This is a genomic window from Photobacterium aphoticum (assembly GCF_001029435.1).
GTDB classification, from domain to species: domain Bacteria; phylum Pseudomonadota; class Gammaproteobacteria; order Enterobacterales; family Vibrionaceae; genus Photobacterium; species Photobacterium aphoticum.
In genome coordinates, this window is record NZ_LDOV01000021.1 from 1 (window position 1) to 15,346 (window position 15,346).

The window sequence follows — 15,346 nt, forward strand, 5'->3', positions numbered from 1 at the left end:
GCTGCTCCACCCCGCGTCCGAATTATTGAAAAGCAAAACAAAATAATAATTGCCTTTCGAGGCTGCGCATTATACGAGGAAAATTGACGGATGCAACAATTCTGGAGAAAAAACTGTGAACTTCGCTGCAACCGCCTATTTTATCATCAGATTTTGAAAATCTGCTCACGATAGTAGCGCAATTCACTGATGGAATCGCGAATATCATCCAGCGCCAAGTGGCTGCCTTTCTTGCTAAAGCCATCTAACACGCTTGGCTGCCAGCGGCGAGTCAGCTCTTTCAGTGTGCTCACGTCCAAGTAACGGTAGTGGAAGTATTGTTCCAGCTCCGGCATGTGCTTGTACAAGAAACGGCGATCCTGGCCAATGCTGTTACCGCAGATCGGTGATGCCCCTTTCGGTACCCATTGCTCCAAAAAGGCAATCGTCTGACGCACGGCTTCGGCTTCATCGACTTGGCTTTCGCGCACACGTGCCACCAGCCCGCTGTTGGTATGGGTGTTGGTGCACCAGTCATCCATCTTCGCCAGTTCATCTTCCGACTGATGGATCGCCAGTACCGGCCCTTCCGCTAAAATGTTTAGCTCAGCATCCGTCACGATAGTGGCTATTTCAATAATTTGATGGGTTTCTGGATCCAACCCGGTCATCTCTAAATCAATCCAGATAAGGTTCTTATCGCTGATCGTCATCGGATATTGCCTATTCTATGAGTAAACCATGTATGATAATACCAAACGCCGCTAATGTCTGATGCTGATCCTCTGTCATCTCAATCGACCGATTAGCGCAGGTATTTTACCGTAAGCCAACTTAACGAAACGATATTCTTGTGGCCAAACAGAAAAAGCTTACCAAAGGTCAGAGCCGTCGCGTACGCTCTAACCAAAATAAACGTCTACAGCGTGACAAAAACGAAGTGCAATGGGATGAAGCCCTGCTGGAATCTGCCCGTGAAGGGTTAGTGATCACTCGCTTCGGTCAGCACGCTGATGTCGAAGATCCTGAAACCGGGATCATTCACCGCTGCAACCTGCGTCGTAGCATCAAGAGTCTGGTGTCGGGTGACCGCGTGGTCTGGCGTCCGGGGGTGGAAACCCTGCAAGGGATCGCGGGTGTGGTAGAAGCCGTGCACGAACGTGAGTCAATGCTTACCCGCCCTGACTACTACGACGGTGTCAAAGCCGTTGCCGCTAACGTGAACCAGATCATCATCGTCTCAGCCGTATTACCAGAGCTGTCACTGAACATCATTGACCGCTACCTGATTGCCGCTGAAACACTGGGCATTGCGCCGTTGATCGTGCTGAACAAGATCGATCTGCTGGACGCCGATACCCGCGCGCAGGTAGAAAAGACGCTGTCGCTGTACAACGATATCGGCTACCAGGTGCGCTATGTCAGCACCGACACCGGTGAAGGTATGGACGCGCTGAAAGACGATCTGAAAGGCCACATCAGCATTTTTGCCGGCCAATCCGGTGTGGGCAAATCCAGTATGGTGAATTGCCTGATGCCAGAGGTGGATGCGGAAATCGGTGATGTGTCTGAAAACTCCGGTTTGGGCCAGCACACCACTACGGCGGCGCGTTTGTACCACTTCCCGGAAGGCGGCGATCTGATTGATTCCCCAGGGGTGCGTGAGTTTGGTTTGTGGCACCTTGAGCCGGAACAAGTGACGGAGTCGTTTGTGGAATTCCGTGATTACTTGGGCGGCTGTAAGTTCCGCGACTGTAAGCACGGCGACGATCCGGGTTGTATCATTCGTGAAGCGGTCGAAGACGGTCATATTGCCCAAGAGCGTTATGACAGCTACCACCGTATTATTGAAAGCATGTCGGAAAATATCGCTAACCGTCAGTTTTCACGCAACAAACCGGATTAAGTGCGGGTAATGCATTACCCGACGATGGCGTAATACCATCATGAATTTCATCGCGTGATGACAGCGTCAGTGATGGCTGTGCTTTCACCGCCAGACACACTGACTTTCCGCCCCAACTTAGGTATGATGCGGGGTTAACGCGATGAATAAATCTTGTTGATAGACTGATAGTTTCTGGAAACGATACTGTGCACGATAATTTCAAAATCGGCCTGCAATACTGCGCGCCAAAACAAACTCTGACTCAGGTCGCTGGTAAGCTGGCCTCATGGAAAGCCGGCAAACTGACCACTGCGGTAATCCGCTGGTTCATCCGCCAGTACGGCATTGATATGAATGAAGCACGTAACCCGGATCCAGCGGCTTACGCTACCTTCAACGACTTCTTTGTTCGTGAGCTAAAAGACGGCGCGCGTCCTATCAATGAAGAGGCAGACACCCTGTGTCATCCGGCAGACGCCTGCGTGAGTCAACTAGGCCCGATCACTGACGGTACACTGATCCAAGCCAAAGGCCACACCTACGAAGCGGTTGAACTGCTAGGGGGCGATGCGGAACTGGCGGCTGAGTTTAATGACGGCCATTTCGCGACCCTGTACCTGTCACCGAAAGACTACCACCGCGTGCACATGCCATGTGACGGTACTTTGCGTCAGATGATCTATGTGCCAGGTGAGTTGTTCTCCGTGAACCCGCTGACCGCACAGAACGTGCCTAACCTGTTTGCCCGTAACGAGCGTGTGGTGTGTATTTTTGATACCGCTTACGGCCCGATGGCACAGGTATTGGTTGGCGCGACTATCGTTGGCAGCATCGAAACCGTCTGGGCTGGCACCATCACGCCACCTCGCAGCCCACGTCTGCATGTCTGGAATTACCCGGCAGAAGGTGAACAAGCCATTTCACTGAAAAAAGGTGAAGAGATGGGCCGCTTTAAGTTGGGCTCCACGGTGATCAACCTGTTTGCCAAAGACGCCATTGCGTTTGTGGAAGGCCTAGAACCTGGTCAGCCAACCCGCATGGGTTCGGCCTACGCCAAGCAAGCGAGCACAACCACGCAGCCAGAAGCGTAAGTAGTTAACATTTTTAAACAAAAAGGGCGCTCAGGCGCCCTTTTTTCGTTGGAAATATTGACCATATCGAGGAAATATTAACCACACTCACAGTATGCTGGGGACAGTCCAATCATTGAAGCAAACCTACATACTATGAAAAAAATATCACTGTCTCAGCTACTCAAACTGCTGATCGCGTTTGGGATCCCGCTCGGCATTTTAGCCTTGCCGATCGATGCCATTCCTATCGACGATCTGACCTTAACCCAACACCGGCTGTTAGCCATTTTTGCCCTTGCCGCCCTGCTCTGGGTGCTGGAACCGGTGCCGGTCTTTGCCACGTCGATCCTGATCATCGCCTTAGAGCTGATCATGATCTCCGATAAAGGCCTTCACTTATTCCGAACGCCGCCGCCAGGGCATGAGATGGGCGAGGTGCTCAAATATACCGATATATTTGGGGCCTTCTCTTCGCCAATCATCATCCTCTTTATGGGCGGCTTCGCCCTCGCCATTGCCGCCTCCAAATACGAACTCGATAACAACCTCGCCCGCGTCCTGCTCAAACCCTTCGGTACCCAACCGAAATTCATCATGCTTGGCCTGATGCTGATCACTGCGGTGTTCTCAATGTTCATGTCAAACACCGCCACCACGGTGATGATGCTGGCCCTGCTGGCACCGATTGTGGCGTCCGTACCCAAAGGTGACATCGGCATCAAAGCCTTGGTGCTGTGTATTCCGATCGCCGCCAATACCGGGGGCATCGCCACCCCGATTGGTACCCCGCCTAACGCCATCGCCCTGCAGTACCTGACCGGTGATAACGCCATCAGCTTCTTAGGATGGATGATGCTCGGCCTGCCGTTCGTGATTTTCCAGCTCGCCTTTGCGTGGTGGTTACTGCAAAAACTGTTTCCGTCCAGCCAGAGCCACATGACCCTTAAGCTTGAAGGCCAGTTCCAGAAAAGCTGGCAGGCCATTGTGGTGTATGTGACGTTCGCCGTGACCATCCTGATGTGGATGACCACCTCACTGCACGGCATGAACACCTATGTGGTGTCCATCATTCCGCTGGCGGTATTCACCCTGACCGGGATCATGGGCAAGGAAGAGCTTAAGCTGATCAACTGGGATGTGCTGTGGCTGGTTGCCGGGGGTATCGCCATTGGTCTGGCGCTGGATAAAACCGGTCTGGCGGCGGCGCTGGCGCACTCGGTGGATTACGACAGCCTGTCGCCAATCGCTGTGGTGCTGACCCTGTCGATGATCTGTTGGGTGATGGCAAACTTCATGTCCAACACCGCGACCGCAAACTTGCTTATGCCGATTGCGGCAGCGGTAGCAGCCTCGATGGAAAGCCTGGCGTCGATGGGCGGCCTGCAAGGCGTGCTTGTGGTGGTGGCCTTCTCGGCGTCACTGGGCATGATCCTGCCGGTATCGACACCGCCGAACTCACTGGCCTACTCGACCGGCCTGATTGAGAGCAAAGACATGGCCAAAACCGGGGTCGTGATCGGGATTGTCGGCCTGAGTGTGGTCTACCTCGGCGCCCTTTTACTCTCTTAAAAGGTTGTAACGTCCTCCGCGCGGGCGGCACCCAGCCAGCCCGCGCACTCTATTCCCTGTAAGCAATGACTCACTTACATATTCTCATCTCATAAAAACACTCTGCATCTAGTTAACTATTGCTAAGGTATTTTTTGCTGCTGCCGATAGAAAAATATACTGGCGCGGCATATTTGGTGGCGCCAGCTTTTCCATCCTGCCGGATCAGTACTTTCCCTGAAGTGGCGTGATCCAAGAGAGACAACATGACGTTAACCATCAAACTTAAAATTCAGATCGCCATTGCGGCGATCATTGCGACCGTCAGTGCTGTACAAGCCTGGGTGTCCATCACCCGCTTGACGGAGGAAACCACCCATGAAGTCAGCAGCCAAATGCGCAGCCTGGGTGAGTCCACCAGCCGCAATATCACTGACTGGCTAACCGCGCGTAGCGACATGCTACAAGCCAACCAAGCTGACATCGCCCAGCATGCCAATGTCGATCGTGAACTGCTACTGACCAAAAAAGCCGGTCACTTCCTGTCTGTATACGCCGGTTACAACGACGGCTCGTTTGCCTACGGTGACAAGAGTGAAGACTGGCCAGCGGATTACGACCCTCGCACCCGCCCTTGGTATCAAGATGCCATGCGTAAGGGCACACTGATCCTGACTGAACCGTACTTGGATTTTGACGGCAGCATGGTTGTGAGTTTTGCCAAAGCCTTTCAGGGAGAATATCAAGGCGTATTGGCGGCAGATTTAACCATCACCAATATCATTGATCGCGTGCTTAACCTGAAATTGGATAACGCCGGTTTCGCCTTCCTGGTGGATGGCAATAATAAGATCGTGGCGTACCGCGATGAGTCACTGACGCAAAAGCCACTGACTGCCCTCGACAGTGAGCTTACCGCCAGTCTGCTGAAGCAGATGGAAAGCAGCCAAAACATCAACACCTTCGTACTCGACAGCGACGGTCAGGAAAAACTGATCTACGCCACACCGATTGCCGGTACCGATTGGACACTGGCCCTGGTCGAAGACAAGACGCTGGCTTACGCCTCAATTGGTGAGCAAATGCGCTTTGTCCTGCTGGCGTCCATTGCGCTGTACATCGTGATTTCTCTCATTGCGACCTTCATTATCAACAGCTTGCTGCGTCCACTGACACGCTTGAGTGAATCGGTAGCACAACTGGCGCAAGGCAGTGGCGATCTGACCCAGCGTATCGAGGTCGAGCGTATGGATGAGATCGGCGAGCTGGCGGATCACATGAACCGCTTCCTGGCCCAGCTGCAGACCATGATCAAAGGCATTGTGGCACAGTCAAACACCCTGAGTGAGCAGGCTGAAATGTCGGCCCAGCAGACCGAGCTGTCGACCCAGAAAGTGAGCGAGCAACAAAACGACATCAACCAAATCGCCACTGCGATCCACGAGATGTCAGCGACCTCAGCAGAAGTGGCCAGCCATGCTGAAATGACCGCTTCCGCTGCGCAGGCGTCGACCAATGCGTGTGCCGAAGGGCAAGAAGTGATCGGCCAGAACCGTGATGCCATCACCCAATTGGCGCATCAGGTACAAGATGCCGCCGCCGTGATCCACGAACTGGAAAGCAACGCGCAGAACATCAACCACATTCTGTCAACCATTCAGGGCATTGCGGAGCAAACCAACCTGCTGGCACTGAATGCGGCGATTGAAGCAGCCCGTGCCGGTGAACAAGGCCGTGGTTTTGCGGTCGTGGCCGATGAAGTGCGTGTACTGAGCCAGCGTACTCACGATTCGACAGAAGAAATCCGTGGCATGATCGATACCCTGCAGCAAAACACCCGTCAGGCGGTGGACAGCATGCAGGCCAGCACCGGATTGGCGGATCAGAGCGTGGGCTTTGCCGAAGCGGCCAGTGAGCGTCTGAACCACATCACATCAGCGATCACTGAGATCTCTGACATGGCGACCCAAATCGCCAGCGCGGCCGAAGAGCAGCGTGCGGTAAGTGAAGACATCAGCCGTAATACTCAGGCGATCAAAGACGTGTCGGATCACCTGGCACAGCAAACCGATGAAGCGACCCAAAGCGCCCGTGACATGTTCCACGCTGCTAACACCATGCGTGAAGATGTGTCCCGCTTTACCATCTAACGCTATACATACTGCTCACAGCCACTTCGGTGGCTGTTTTTTTATCTGCCTGCCACTTATCCCGCTCACCCTTATTACCTGCCTCGCAAAATCCCCTGCACCATACGAACTCCCCGTCCGCATCCTGCGAGCGAGACAGAATTCTGACCGCCTTTTGTCAGATCTTACTTGGTAAACGCGATACCATAAACGCATATACCCAAGCGTATGGCACGCGGCGCGACCATGCCGCCGCTCTCCGTGCGCTTGGGTATATGCCTTTAACAGCATCCATCAGACCCACCATAACACCGTAAGGAGAAGAAAGATGGCAACACACACACTACGTGCGGTCGCACTGGCCCTGTTGGCTTGCGGCGCAAGTGCAGCACACGCTGCCGAGTGGAGCTATAAAGGCGAACACGGGGTAGAACACTGGGGCGCGATGTACGCCACCTGTGGTGAAGGGGTGAACCAGACACCGATTGATATCAAAAACCCAACCGAAGCCGAATTGGCGCCCCTGCAACTTGATTACGAAGGCAAAGTCACAGAAGTCGTGAACAACGGCCACACCATTCAGGCTAACGTCAGCGGTAAGAACACCCTCACTGTCGATGGCGACACCTTCACCCTAAAGCAATTCCACTTCCACACCCCTTCGGAAAACTACATTGAAGGCAAGCAGTACCCGCTGGAAGTGCATTTCGTGCATGCCAACAGCAAGGGCCAGCTCGCCGTGATCGGGGCCATGTTTGAAGTCGGCCCGCGTGGTAACGAAGCCTTTAATGCGCTTCTGGCGACCATTCCGCAAAAAGATCACACCACCGCCCTGGCAAGCACCTTTAACCCGGCCGATTTGCTGCCGCGTGACCGCGAGTACTACCGCTTTAATGGATCGCTGACCACACCACCGTGTAGCGAAGGGGTACGTTGGTTCGTGATGCAAGAGCCGCAGGCTGCCACACAAGCCCAAACCGACGCCCTGCATAAAGTGATGGGGAACAATGCACGTCCGCTGCAACCGCTTAATGCGCGTCTGGTCTTAGAATAAGGGCCGTCGCCCTCACGCCACGTTGTCATGCGCCAGAAAGACGGATCATTTCACAAGAAAATGATCTGACACGATCCACGCATTCGGCGCATGACATTTCCCGCAGCAATGCAACAAATGCGAACGAATTACATTTGATAATCATTTGCATTTAATCAGCGCTTTGATTATCCTTTGACCCGTTGCGATAAGACGCCTTGGAATCCTAACCTGTGGATTGTCTGCAATGGAAAAAATACGCTGTTCCCCCAGCAATATGGCCGCTGTTCAGACCCGATTGCGACAATAGTTGCGACAATGATTGCCAATCGTCTGAGCCCACGGTGCCCTTTTCTCTGCCGGCAAGCAGCGAAAAGCGGGATCGAAAAAACGAGATAAAAAAAGCGCGGCATGATTGCCGCGCTTTTTTGCCTCAATGATCGAAAACCCGCGTTAATTACGCGATCTCGATCGGAAAGGCCGTGACTTGATCAATATGATCGAAACCTTGCGCCAACATGATCAATCGATCCACGCCCAATGCGACGCCCGCACAGTCCGGGAAGCCTGCACGCAGGGCATTCACCAGATGCAAATCAATCGGTTGTGGGGCTAATCCCATCTGCTCACGCTTGTGATTGTCCGCTTCAAAGCGGCGTAATTGCTCATCGCCGTCAGACAACTCATGGAAGCCGTTCGCCAGCTCAATGCCTTTGAAATACACCTCAAAACGCTCTGCCACGCGAGGATCTTGCGGGTTAATACGCGCCAGTGCCGCCTGTGACGCCGGGAAGTCATACACAAATGCCGGTACCTGCTGGCCGATTTTCGGCTCCACCCCGATACTGAACAGCAATTGCAGCAAGGTATCACGATCCTCTTCCGGATCCGCGATATCCGACAAGCCCAATGGACCCGCCGCCTGCTTCAATGCGTCCATCGACCCTTCCAGCGGACACACGCCTAATACGCTCAGAAACGCCTGCTGGTACGTCATACGCTCTGCGGCGCCACACAGAAGCACCATCTGCAGCAAGGCATCCATCTCGTCCATCAGGGCATGATGATCAAACCCCGGACGGTACCACTCCAACATGGTGAATTCCGGATTATGGTAACGGCCTGACTCTTCATTACGGAAGGATTTACAGATCTGGTAAATCGCCCCGCTGCCGGCGGCCAGCAAGCGCTTCATGTGAAATTCCGGGCTGGTCATCAAATACAGTGTCTGACCATGGGCATAGCCCGGACCGACAAACTGGGTTTGGAAGGTATGCAGGTGAATATCCGTGACCGTCGCCTGACTCATCGCCGGCGTGTCCACTTCCATCACCTCACGCTCAGCAAAAAAGCGTCGAATTGCGCCAAGGGTTGCGGCACGCTGCTTGAGCTGCGCAATGCTGGCGGTTGGTTGCCACTGAGTTGTCATCACTGGGTTCATCTTTCATGGGTTGTTCAATACGAGGGGCCATTCTAGCAAATTTGCCTTCCGCCACACAGCCAAGGCAGCCCCGCCACGCTTTTCTTCCCCCTCTCCCCTTCACACAAATAACCGCTGTGACACATAAAAGATGTTTTACGCATTTTTCGCATCACGGTTATGATGAATTATGAAAATAAATGATCAATTTGCACGCAAAAAACCAGCAAACCAACCCGTAAAAACACACCGATTATTAACACAGAAATCACACCAAAGACACAACCACCACAAAAAGCCACATTCCACACGGGATAATTACCAATAACCTTTTTTTAATTAGTGAGTTAGCCGCAAAACACGAAACACATTATTAATGCGCCAGAAACAAATTAAACATTTTATTTCGTTTAATTAACAAGCAAAAAACATCACACCTTGTGACAATAATCACATTTTTTGTAATAACCTTACACTTTTGGGCTGTTTCATTAAAAAAGCTGCGTCTAAATCATATTTTCTCGCGGGCCAGTTGCATAAAATACCCCTCAGGATTTCAAGGATAAGTACGCTGCGGCGTACTTTTTTAAATTTTATCGTCTTACCTTCGGAGGATAGCTGTGAAGACTATTACCACAGATATCGCTGTAATCGGCGCTGGCGGTGCCGGCCTGCGTACTGCTATTGCGGCTGCAGAAGCAAACCCAGACTTGGAAATTGCACTGATTTCTAAAGTGTACCCAATGCGCTCACACACTGTAGCGGCAGAGGGTGGTTCCGCCGCTGTCATCAAGGATGAAGATAGCCTAGACAACCACTTCAACGATACCGTTGGCGGTGGTGACTGGCTATGTGAGCAGGACGTTGTCGAATATTTCGTAGAAAACGCAACACGTGAAATGACCCAGCTAGAACAGTGGGGTTGTCCATGGAGCCGTAAAGAAAACGGTGAAGTGAACGTACGTCGTTTCGGCGGGATGAAAGTAGAGCGTACATGGTTTGCGGCGGATAAAACCGGCTTCCACATGCTACACACTTTGTTCCAGACCTCTATCAAATACGAACAAATCAAACGCTTCGACGAGTACTTTGTAGTCGACTTGATCGTAGACAACGGTGAAGTACAAGGCCTTGTGGCTATCCACATGTCTGAAGGTGAGTTGGTATGCATTAAAGCTAAGTCTGTTGTACTTGCAACAGGCGGTGCAGGCCGTGTGTACAACTGTAACACCAACGGCGGTATCGTAACGGGCGACGGTATGGCAATGGCATTCCGCCACGGCGTACCACTACGTGACATGGAATTTGTTCAGTACCACCCAACCGGTCTACCTGGTACAGGTATCCTGATGACCGAAGGTTGTCGTGGTGAAGGCGGTATCATCGTTAACAAGAACGGCTACCGTTACCTGCAAGACTACGGCATGGGCCCAGAAACACCTGTTGGCCAGCCAAAGAACAAATATATGGAACTGGGTCCTCGTGACAAAGTGTCTCAGGCTTTCTGGCACGAGCTACAGAAAGGCAACACCATCAAGCACCCACTGGGTGATGTGGTACACCTAGACCTACGTCACTTGGGTGAAGAATACCTGCACGAGCGTCTGCCGTTCATCTGTGAACTGGCGAAAGCGTACGTGAACGTGGATCCAGCGAAAGAGCCGATTCCAATTCGTCCAACCGTACACTACACCATGGGTGGTATCGAAACTGACAAGTTCAACGAAACCCGTATCAAGGGTCTGTTTGCTGTTGGTGAGTGTTCATCTGTCGGTCTGCACGGCGCAAACCGTCTAGGTTCTAACTCACTGGCTGAGCTTGTGGTATTCGGCCGTCAGGCAGGTGAAGGCGCAGCGAAACGTGCAGCAGAATTCCAAGGCTGGAACGACGCCGCAGTGGCTGAGCAGATGCAAGCGGTTCAAGACCGTATTGATGCCCTACTGGCACAAGAAGGTAACGAAAACTGGGCTGATATCCGTACTGAAATGGGTCACACCATGGAAGCGGGTTGTGGTATCTACCGCCAGCAAGATCTGATGGAAGCAACAGTTGAGAAACTGACTGAACTGCGTAAGCGCTTCAAGAACATCAGCATCAAAGACAAAGGCAAAGTGTTCAACACTGACCTTCTGTACGCCATCGAAGTGGGTTACGGCCTAGAAGTGGCAGAAGCGATGGCACACTCTGCAATCAACCGTCGTGAATCTCGTGGTGCACACCAGCGTCTAGACGAAGGCTGCACAGAGCGTGATGACGTGAACTTCCTGAAGCACACGTTGGCATTCTACAACGGTGACGATGCACCTCGCATTGAATACAGCGACGTGACCATCACTAAATCTCAGCCTAAAGCCCGTCTGTACGGTGCAGCAGCTGAAGAAGCGGCAGCAAAAGAAGCCGCTGAGCAACAACAGAAGGAGCAGGCATAATGTCAGACAATCGCATTCAGAAAGTAGAAATTCTGCGTTATGACCCAGCCAAAGACGCAAAACCGTACTTTGAAACTTTTGAAGTACCGTTTAACGAAACCATGTCTGTGCTTGATGCACTGGGCTACATCAAAGACAACCTAGATAAAGATCTGGCTTACCGCTGGTCTTGCCGTATGGCAATCTGTGGTTCGTGCGGCATGATGGTTAACAAGGTGCCAAAACTGGCTTGTAAGACCTTCCTGCGTGATTACCCGAACGGTCTGAAGATCGAAGCACTGTCTAACTTTGCTATCGAGAAAGACTTGATCGTTGACATGACACCGTTCATCGAGCGCCTAGAAGCGATCAAGCCGTACATCATCGGTAACGATCGTAAGCCTGAAGACGGTCCAAACAACCAAACGCCAGCACAGATGGCGAAGTACAAGCAGTTCGCAGGTTGTATCAACTGTGGTCTGTGTTACGCCGCGTGTCCACAGTTCGGCCTGAACCCTGAGTTCATCGGTCCTGCTGCACTGACACTGGCACACCGCTACAACCTAGATAGCCGTGACAACGGTGCTGATGAGCGTATGAAGCTGATCAACGGTGAAAACGGTGCATGGGGCTGTACATTTGTAGGTTACTGTTCTGAAGTGTGTCCGAAGAGCGTAGATCCTGCAGCAGCAGTTAACCAAGGCAAAGTGGAATCGTCTAAAGATTTCGTTATTGCTATGCTGAAACCTCAGGAGGCATAAGGATGAGCAACCGTAAACCTTACGTTCGCGAAATGACTCGCACATGGTGGAAAGATCATCCTTTCTACCGCTTCTACATGGTGCGTGAAGCAACTGTACTGCCATTGATTTTCTTCACTATCTGTTTGACCTTCGGTCTTGGCAGCCTAGTGAAAGGCCCTGAAGCATGGGCAGGCTGGCTAGAGTTTATGGCCAACCCAGTTGTGATCATTCTGAACATTCTGGCATTGGCAGGTAGCCTGTTCCATGCACAGACATTCTTCAGCATGATGCCGCAAGTTATGCCTATCAAACTGAAAGGCAAAGCGGTTGATAAGAAAATCATCGTTCTTGCACAGTGGGCTGCTGTTGCTGCCATTTCACTGTTCGTTCTAGTACTTGTTTAAGGAGAGCATTGTGGTCAATCTAAATCCTAAGCGTTCCGATGAACCAGTATGGTGGGGCCTGTTTGGTGCTGGCGGTACATGGTTTGCAATGCTAACCCCTGTGACTGTGCTAGTACTGGGTATCATGGTACCACTGGGCATGCTAGACGCTGACGCCATGAGCTACGAGCGTGTGTCTGGTTTCGTGACCAGCATCATCGGTGCCCTGTTCACTATCGCGACACTGGCGCTGCCAATGTGGCATGCGATGCACCGCCTACACCACGGTATGCACGATCTGAAATTCCACACCGGTACAGCGGGCAAAGTGGCGTGTTACGCAACGGCCTTCTTGGTATCGGCACTGGCTGTGATCTTCGTATTCATGATCTAATTGCCGGTTCCCCCAATAGAAAAGCACCGCTCAGCGCGGTGCTTTTTTTTGCCTGCCATTTAGCGTCGTTTCTGATCACCGAAAACGCTATTCGCCAGCGGTCAGTTTCTCTGTTTTTTCCACAATGCCCAGTGCGCCAAAGCCGGTGATCACATCCAAATTGGTGGTCAGCTTGCTGCCTTCCGTGCCGCCAAAGTAGTTCTTCGGCATCTCAATCTGGTAGTTCTTCAGGTTGCTGTACAGCGCGGTTGATACGTCACGATTGAGCTCCGCCAGGTACACATCCCGGTTCGCCCCATAAGCATCATATTTGGCTTTGAGGATCTCCGCCTCTGCCCGCCCCTTGGCCAGAATGGCTTTGGCTTCGTACTCTGCCGACAGCGCATTGGCTTTTTGGATGGCTAAGTTGGCCTCGGCGATGGCCAGCTCTTTTTCTTTATCGACTTGCGCAAGGCGCTTTTTCTTCTCAACTTCGACGATTTCACGCTCGGCGATCTGACGGGCGATCTCCACCTCTTTTTGCTGCGAGATAATCGCCAGCTCTTTGTTTCGCTGCGCATCCTGCACTTCACGGGTACGCTGAATCTCCTTACGTAACTGCTCGGTTTCCGCCTGGGCTTTGGAGGTTTCCTGCTCCTGAATGGCGCGAATACGATCCGCTACCAAACGCTTCTTGTCCGTGAGCAGCTTATCCAGCTGATTTTCCGGCACCGGATCGCCAATGGTCACCTGTGTCACTGCAATGCCGTACTGGCTCAGCGGGTTATCCTGACGAATCGGTTTACCCTGCCTATCCAACACCGGCACCGTCTTCCATACGAGCTGCTGGGTGCGTTGGAGCTGATTAGAGTTGGACTGATTCACCCCGACCGGCGCCAAATCGATTTGTTCCACTTCCACCTGGCGGCGCTCGGTCATGTAAATGCCGTCACGCAACTGATCGCCCAACTTGGATTTGAACTGGTTCAGACCGCCCTGAAAGAACTCTTCCCCGGTGTATTGGGTCGCGGTGATCACCGTGACGTTACGGGCGTTTTTCACCAGCAGCGCATCAATCAGGTTGCTGTTGTTACGAAATTCCTGATGCATCTTGATGATCGCGTCAGGATCCTGCGACAGCTTAAAGCGGAAGGTCACCGGGATCTCCCCGATATAGGTATCGGCAAAGCGTACCTGAATCGCTGGCAGGCGCTGATAGAAGTCCTCGCCGGTGGTATTACCGTATGAAACCGTGATCACCTGATCGTACTGGGTAATTTTCGACAGGAACGGCATACGAAAATGAATGCCCGGCTGATTAAACACGTCCAAGTCGCCGGTCACGTTATTTTGATGCACATAGGTATAACCGGCATCGGTCATCAAAATAGACTGGTTGACCAAGCCACCGATGGCCGCCAAGCCTAAAATCCCGCCCACCAAGGGCAATGACACCCGCCGTTTCAGCGTCGTTTGTACTTCTGGCTTCATATCCATATTCTCACCATTGTTATTTGTCTTATGACTGTCGTTATCTCGCCAACGAAGGGATAGGATAAAAAATTCTGTGCGGGATTTTCAGGGCATTTGGCCACAAGGCTGGGGAAATACTGAGTCACTCGAGAAAATGCGTGAAACAGCGATGTAAGGGCCATATAACGGCGATATCAAGACCCGAAGCGTCAGATGGGAAGGAAAACGGCCCTATCGCTGGCAATCCGCGCGGGCGGCCCCGTTTTGCAGGCAACAAAAAAGGCCGCCTGAGCGACCTTTTTCACAGCGAGAAGTAAAATTACTTCACACGGCTCACGTATTCACCAGAGCGTGTATCAACTTTGATCACTTCGCCGATCTGGATGAACAGAGGAACACGTACTACAGCGCCTGTAGTCAGTGTTGCTGGCTTGCCGCCTGTACCTTGTGTATCGCCCTTCAGACCTGGATCCGTTTCAGTCACTTCCAGTTCAACGAAGTTTGGTGGAGTCACCGCAATTGGGTTACCGTTCCACAGTGTTAGCGTACACGTGTTGTTTTCTACCAACCACTTCGCGTTGTCGCCAACTGCTTTAAGATCTGCAGCAATTTGCTCGAACGTTTCATTGTTCATGAAGTGGTAGAATTCACCGTCGTTGTACAGGTAATCTAGATCAGTATCAATTACGTCCGCAGCTTCAACCGTTTCACCCGATTTGAAAGTCTTCTCAAGAACCTTGCCAGAAAGCAGCTTACGGATACGAACACGGTTGAACGCCTGGCCTTTACCTGGCTTAACAAATTCGTTTTCGATAATGACACATGGTTCATTATCTAGCATAATTTTCATTCCGCCGCGGAATTCATTGGTGCTGAAAGACGCCATTTTTATCCTC

13 protein-coding genes are annotated in these 15,346 nt (G+C 52.1%); 9 read left to right on the forward strand and 4 right to left on the reverse strand.

Annotated elements, in window-relative coordinates; genetic code table 11:
- Positions 1–146: 146 nt before the first annotated feature.
- Positions 147–692: an oligoribonuclease gene (gene orn / locus ABT58_RS11410; RefSeq protein ID WP_047874542.1), complete on the reverse strand. Its 546-nt coding sequence runs from the start codon at positions 690–692 to the stop codon at positions 147–149.
- A gap of 140 nt (positions 693–832) precedes the next feature.
- On the opposite strand from orn, the gene rsgA reads away from it, so the two are divergent.
- From rsgA to ABT58_RS11435, 5 genes are all read left to right on the forward strand, one after another.
- Positions 833–1,885 (forward strand): small ribosomal subunit biogenesis GTPase RsgA, encoded by a 1,053-nt coding sequence (gene rsgA / locus ABT58_RS11415; protein WP_047874543.1) that lies wholly within the window; start codon positions 833–835, stop codon positions 1,883–1,885.
- Positions 1,886–2,073: 188 nt separating this feature from the next.
- Complete coding sequence (gene asd, locus ABT58_RS11420) at positions 2,074–2,958, forward strand: archaetidylserine decarboxylase (RefSeq protein ID WP_047874544.1); 885 nt, start codon at positions 2,074–2,076, stop codon at positions 2,956–2,958.
- A 135-nt stretch (positions 2,959–3,093) separates the two neighbouring features.
- Positions 3,094–4,509 carry an SLC13 family permease gene (locus ABT58_RS11425; RefSeq protein WP_047874545.1) on the forward strand — a complete coding sequence of 472 codons (1,416 nt, stop codon included), beginning with the start codon at positions 3,094–3,096 and terminating at the stop codon, positions 4,507–4,509.
- Positions 4,510–4,754: 245 nt separating this feature from the next.
- Positions 4,755–6,638 (forward strand): methyl-accepting chemotaxis protein, encoded by a 1,884-nt coding sequence (locus ABT58_RS11430; RefSeq protein ID WP_047874546.1) that lies wholly within the window; start codon positions 4,755–4,757, stop codon positions 6,636–6,638.
- A gap of 307 nt (positions 6,639–6,945) precedes the next feature.
- Positions 6,946–7,671 carry a carbonic anhydrase gene (locus tag ABT58_RS11435; protein WP_047874547.1) on the forward strand — a complete coding sequence of 242 codons (726 nt, stop codon included), beginning with the start codon at positions 6,946–6,948 and terminating at the stop codon, positions 7,669–7,671.
- Between the two features lie 436 nt (positions 7,672–8,107).
- Here the strand turns inward: ABT58_RS11435 and epmA are convergent, their stop codons facing one another.
- On the reverse strand, positions 8,108–9,079 hold the full coding sequence (epmA, locus tag ABT58_RS11440) for an elongation factor P--(R)-beta-lysine ligase (RefSeq protein ID WP_047874632.1): 972 nt from the start codon (positions 9,077–9,079) through the stop codon (positions 8,108–8,110).
- A gap of 611 nt (positions 9,080–9,690) precedes the next feature.
- On the opposite strand from epmA, the gene frdA reads away from it, so the two are divergent.
- From frdA to frdD, 4 genes are read left to right on the forward strand one after another with little or no spacing between them, the layout of a single operon-like run.
- Positions 9,691–11,499 carry a fumarate reductase (quinol) flavoprotein subunit gene (gene frdA, locus ABT58_RS11445; protein WP_047874548.1) on the forward strand — a complete coding sequence of 603 codons (1,809 nt, stop codon included), beginning with the start codon at positions 9,691–9,693 and terminating at the stop codon, positions 11,497–11,499.
- A complete protein-coding gene (locus ABT58_RS11450; protein ID WP_047874549.1) occupies positions 11,499–12,239 on the forward strand; it encodes a succinate dehydrogenase/fumarate reductase iron-sulfur subunit in 741 nt (246 codons plus the stop codon). The genes frdA and ABT58_RS11450 overlap by 1 nt, the downstream gene beginning before the upstream one ends.
- A 2-nt stretch (positions 12,240–12,241) precedes the next feature.
- Positions 12,242–12,625 (forward strand): fumarate reductase subunit FrdC, encoded by a 384-nt coding sequence (gene frdC, locus ABT58_RS11455; protein ID WP_047874550.1) that lies wholly within the window; start codon positions 12,242–12,244, stop codon positions 12,623–12,625.
- 10 nt (positions 12,626–12,635) lie between these two features.
- Positions 12,636–12,998, forward strand: coding sequence for a fumarate reductase subunit FrdD (frdD, locus tag ABT58_RS11460; RefSeq protein WP_047874551.1), 363 nt, complete (start codon positions 12,636–12,638; stop codon positions 12,996–12,998).
- 87 nt (positions 12,999–13,085) lie between these two features.
- On the opposite strand, the gene ABT58_RS11465 is transcribed toward frdD, so the two are convergent.
- Entirely contained in the window at positions 13,086–14,474 is a 1,389-nt protein-coding gene (locus ABT58_RS11465; RefSeq protein ID WP_047874552.1) for an SPFH domain-containing protein, read from the reverse strand.
- Positions 14,475–14,769: 295 nt separating this feature from the next.
- The gene (efp, locus tag ABT58_RS11470; RefSeq protein WP_047874553.1) at positions 14,770–15,336 is read right to left on the reverse strand and encodes an elongation factor P; all 567 of its coding nucleotides are present in this window, start codon (positions 15,334–15,336) and stop codon (positions 14,770–14,772) included.
- Positions 15,337–15,346: the final 10 nt, after the last annotated feature.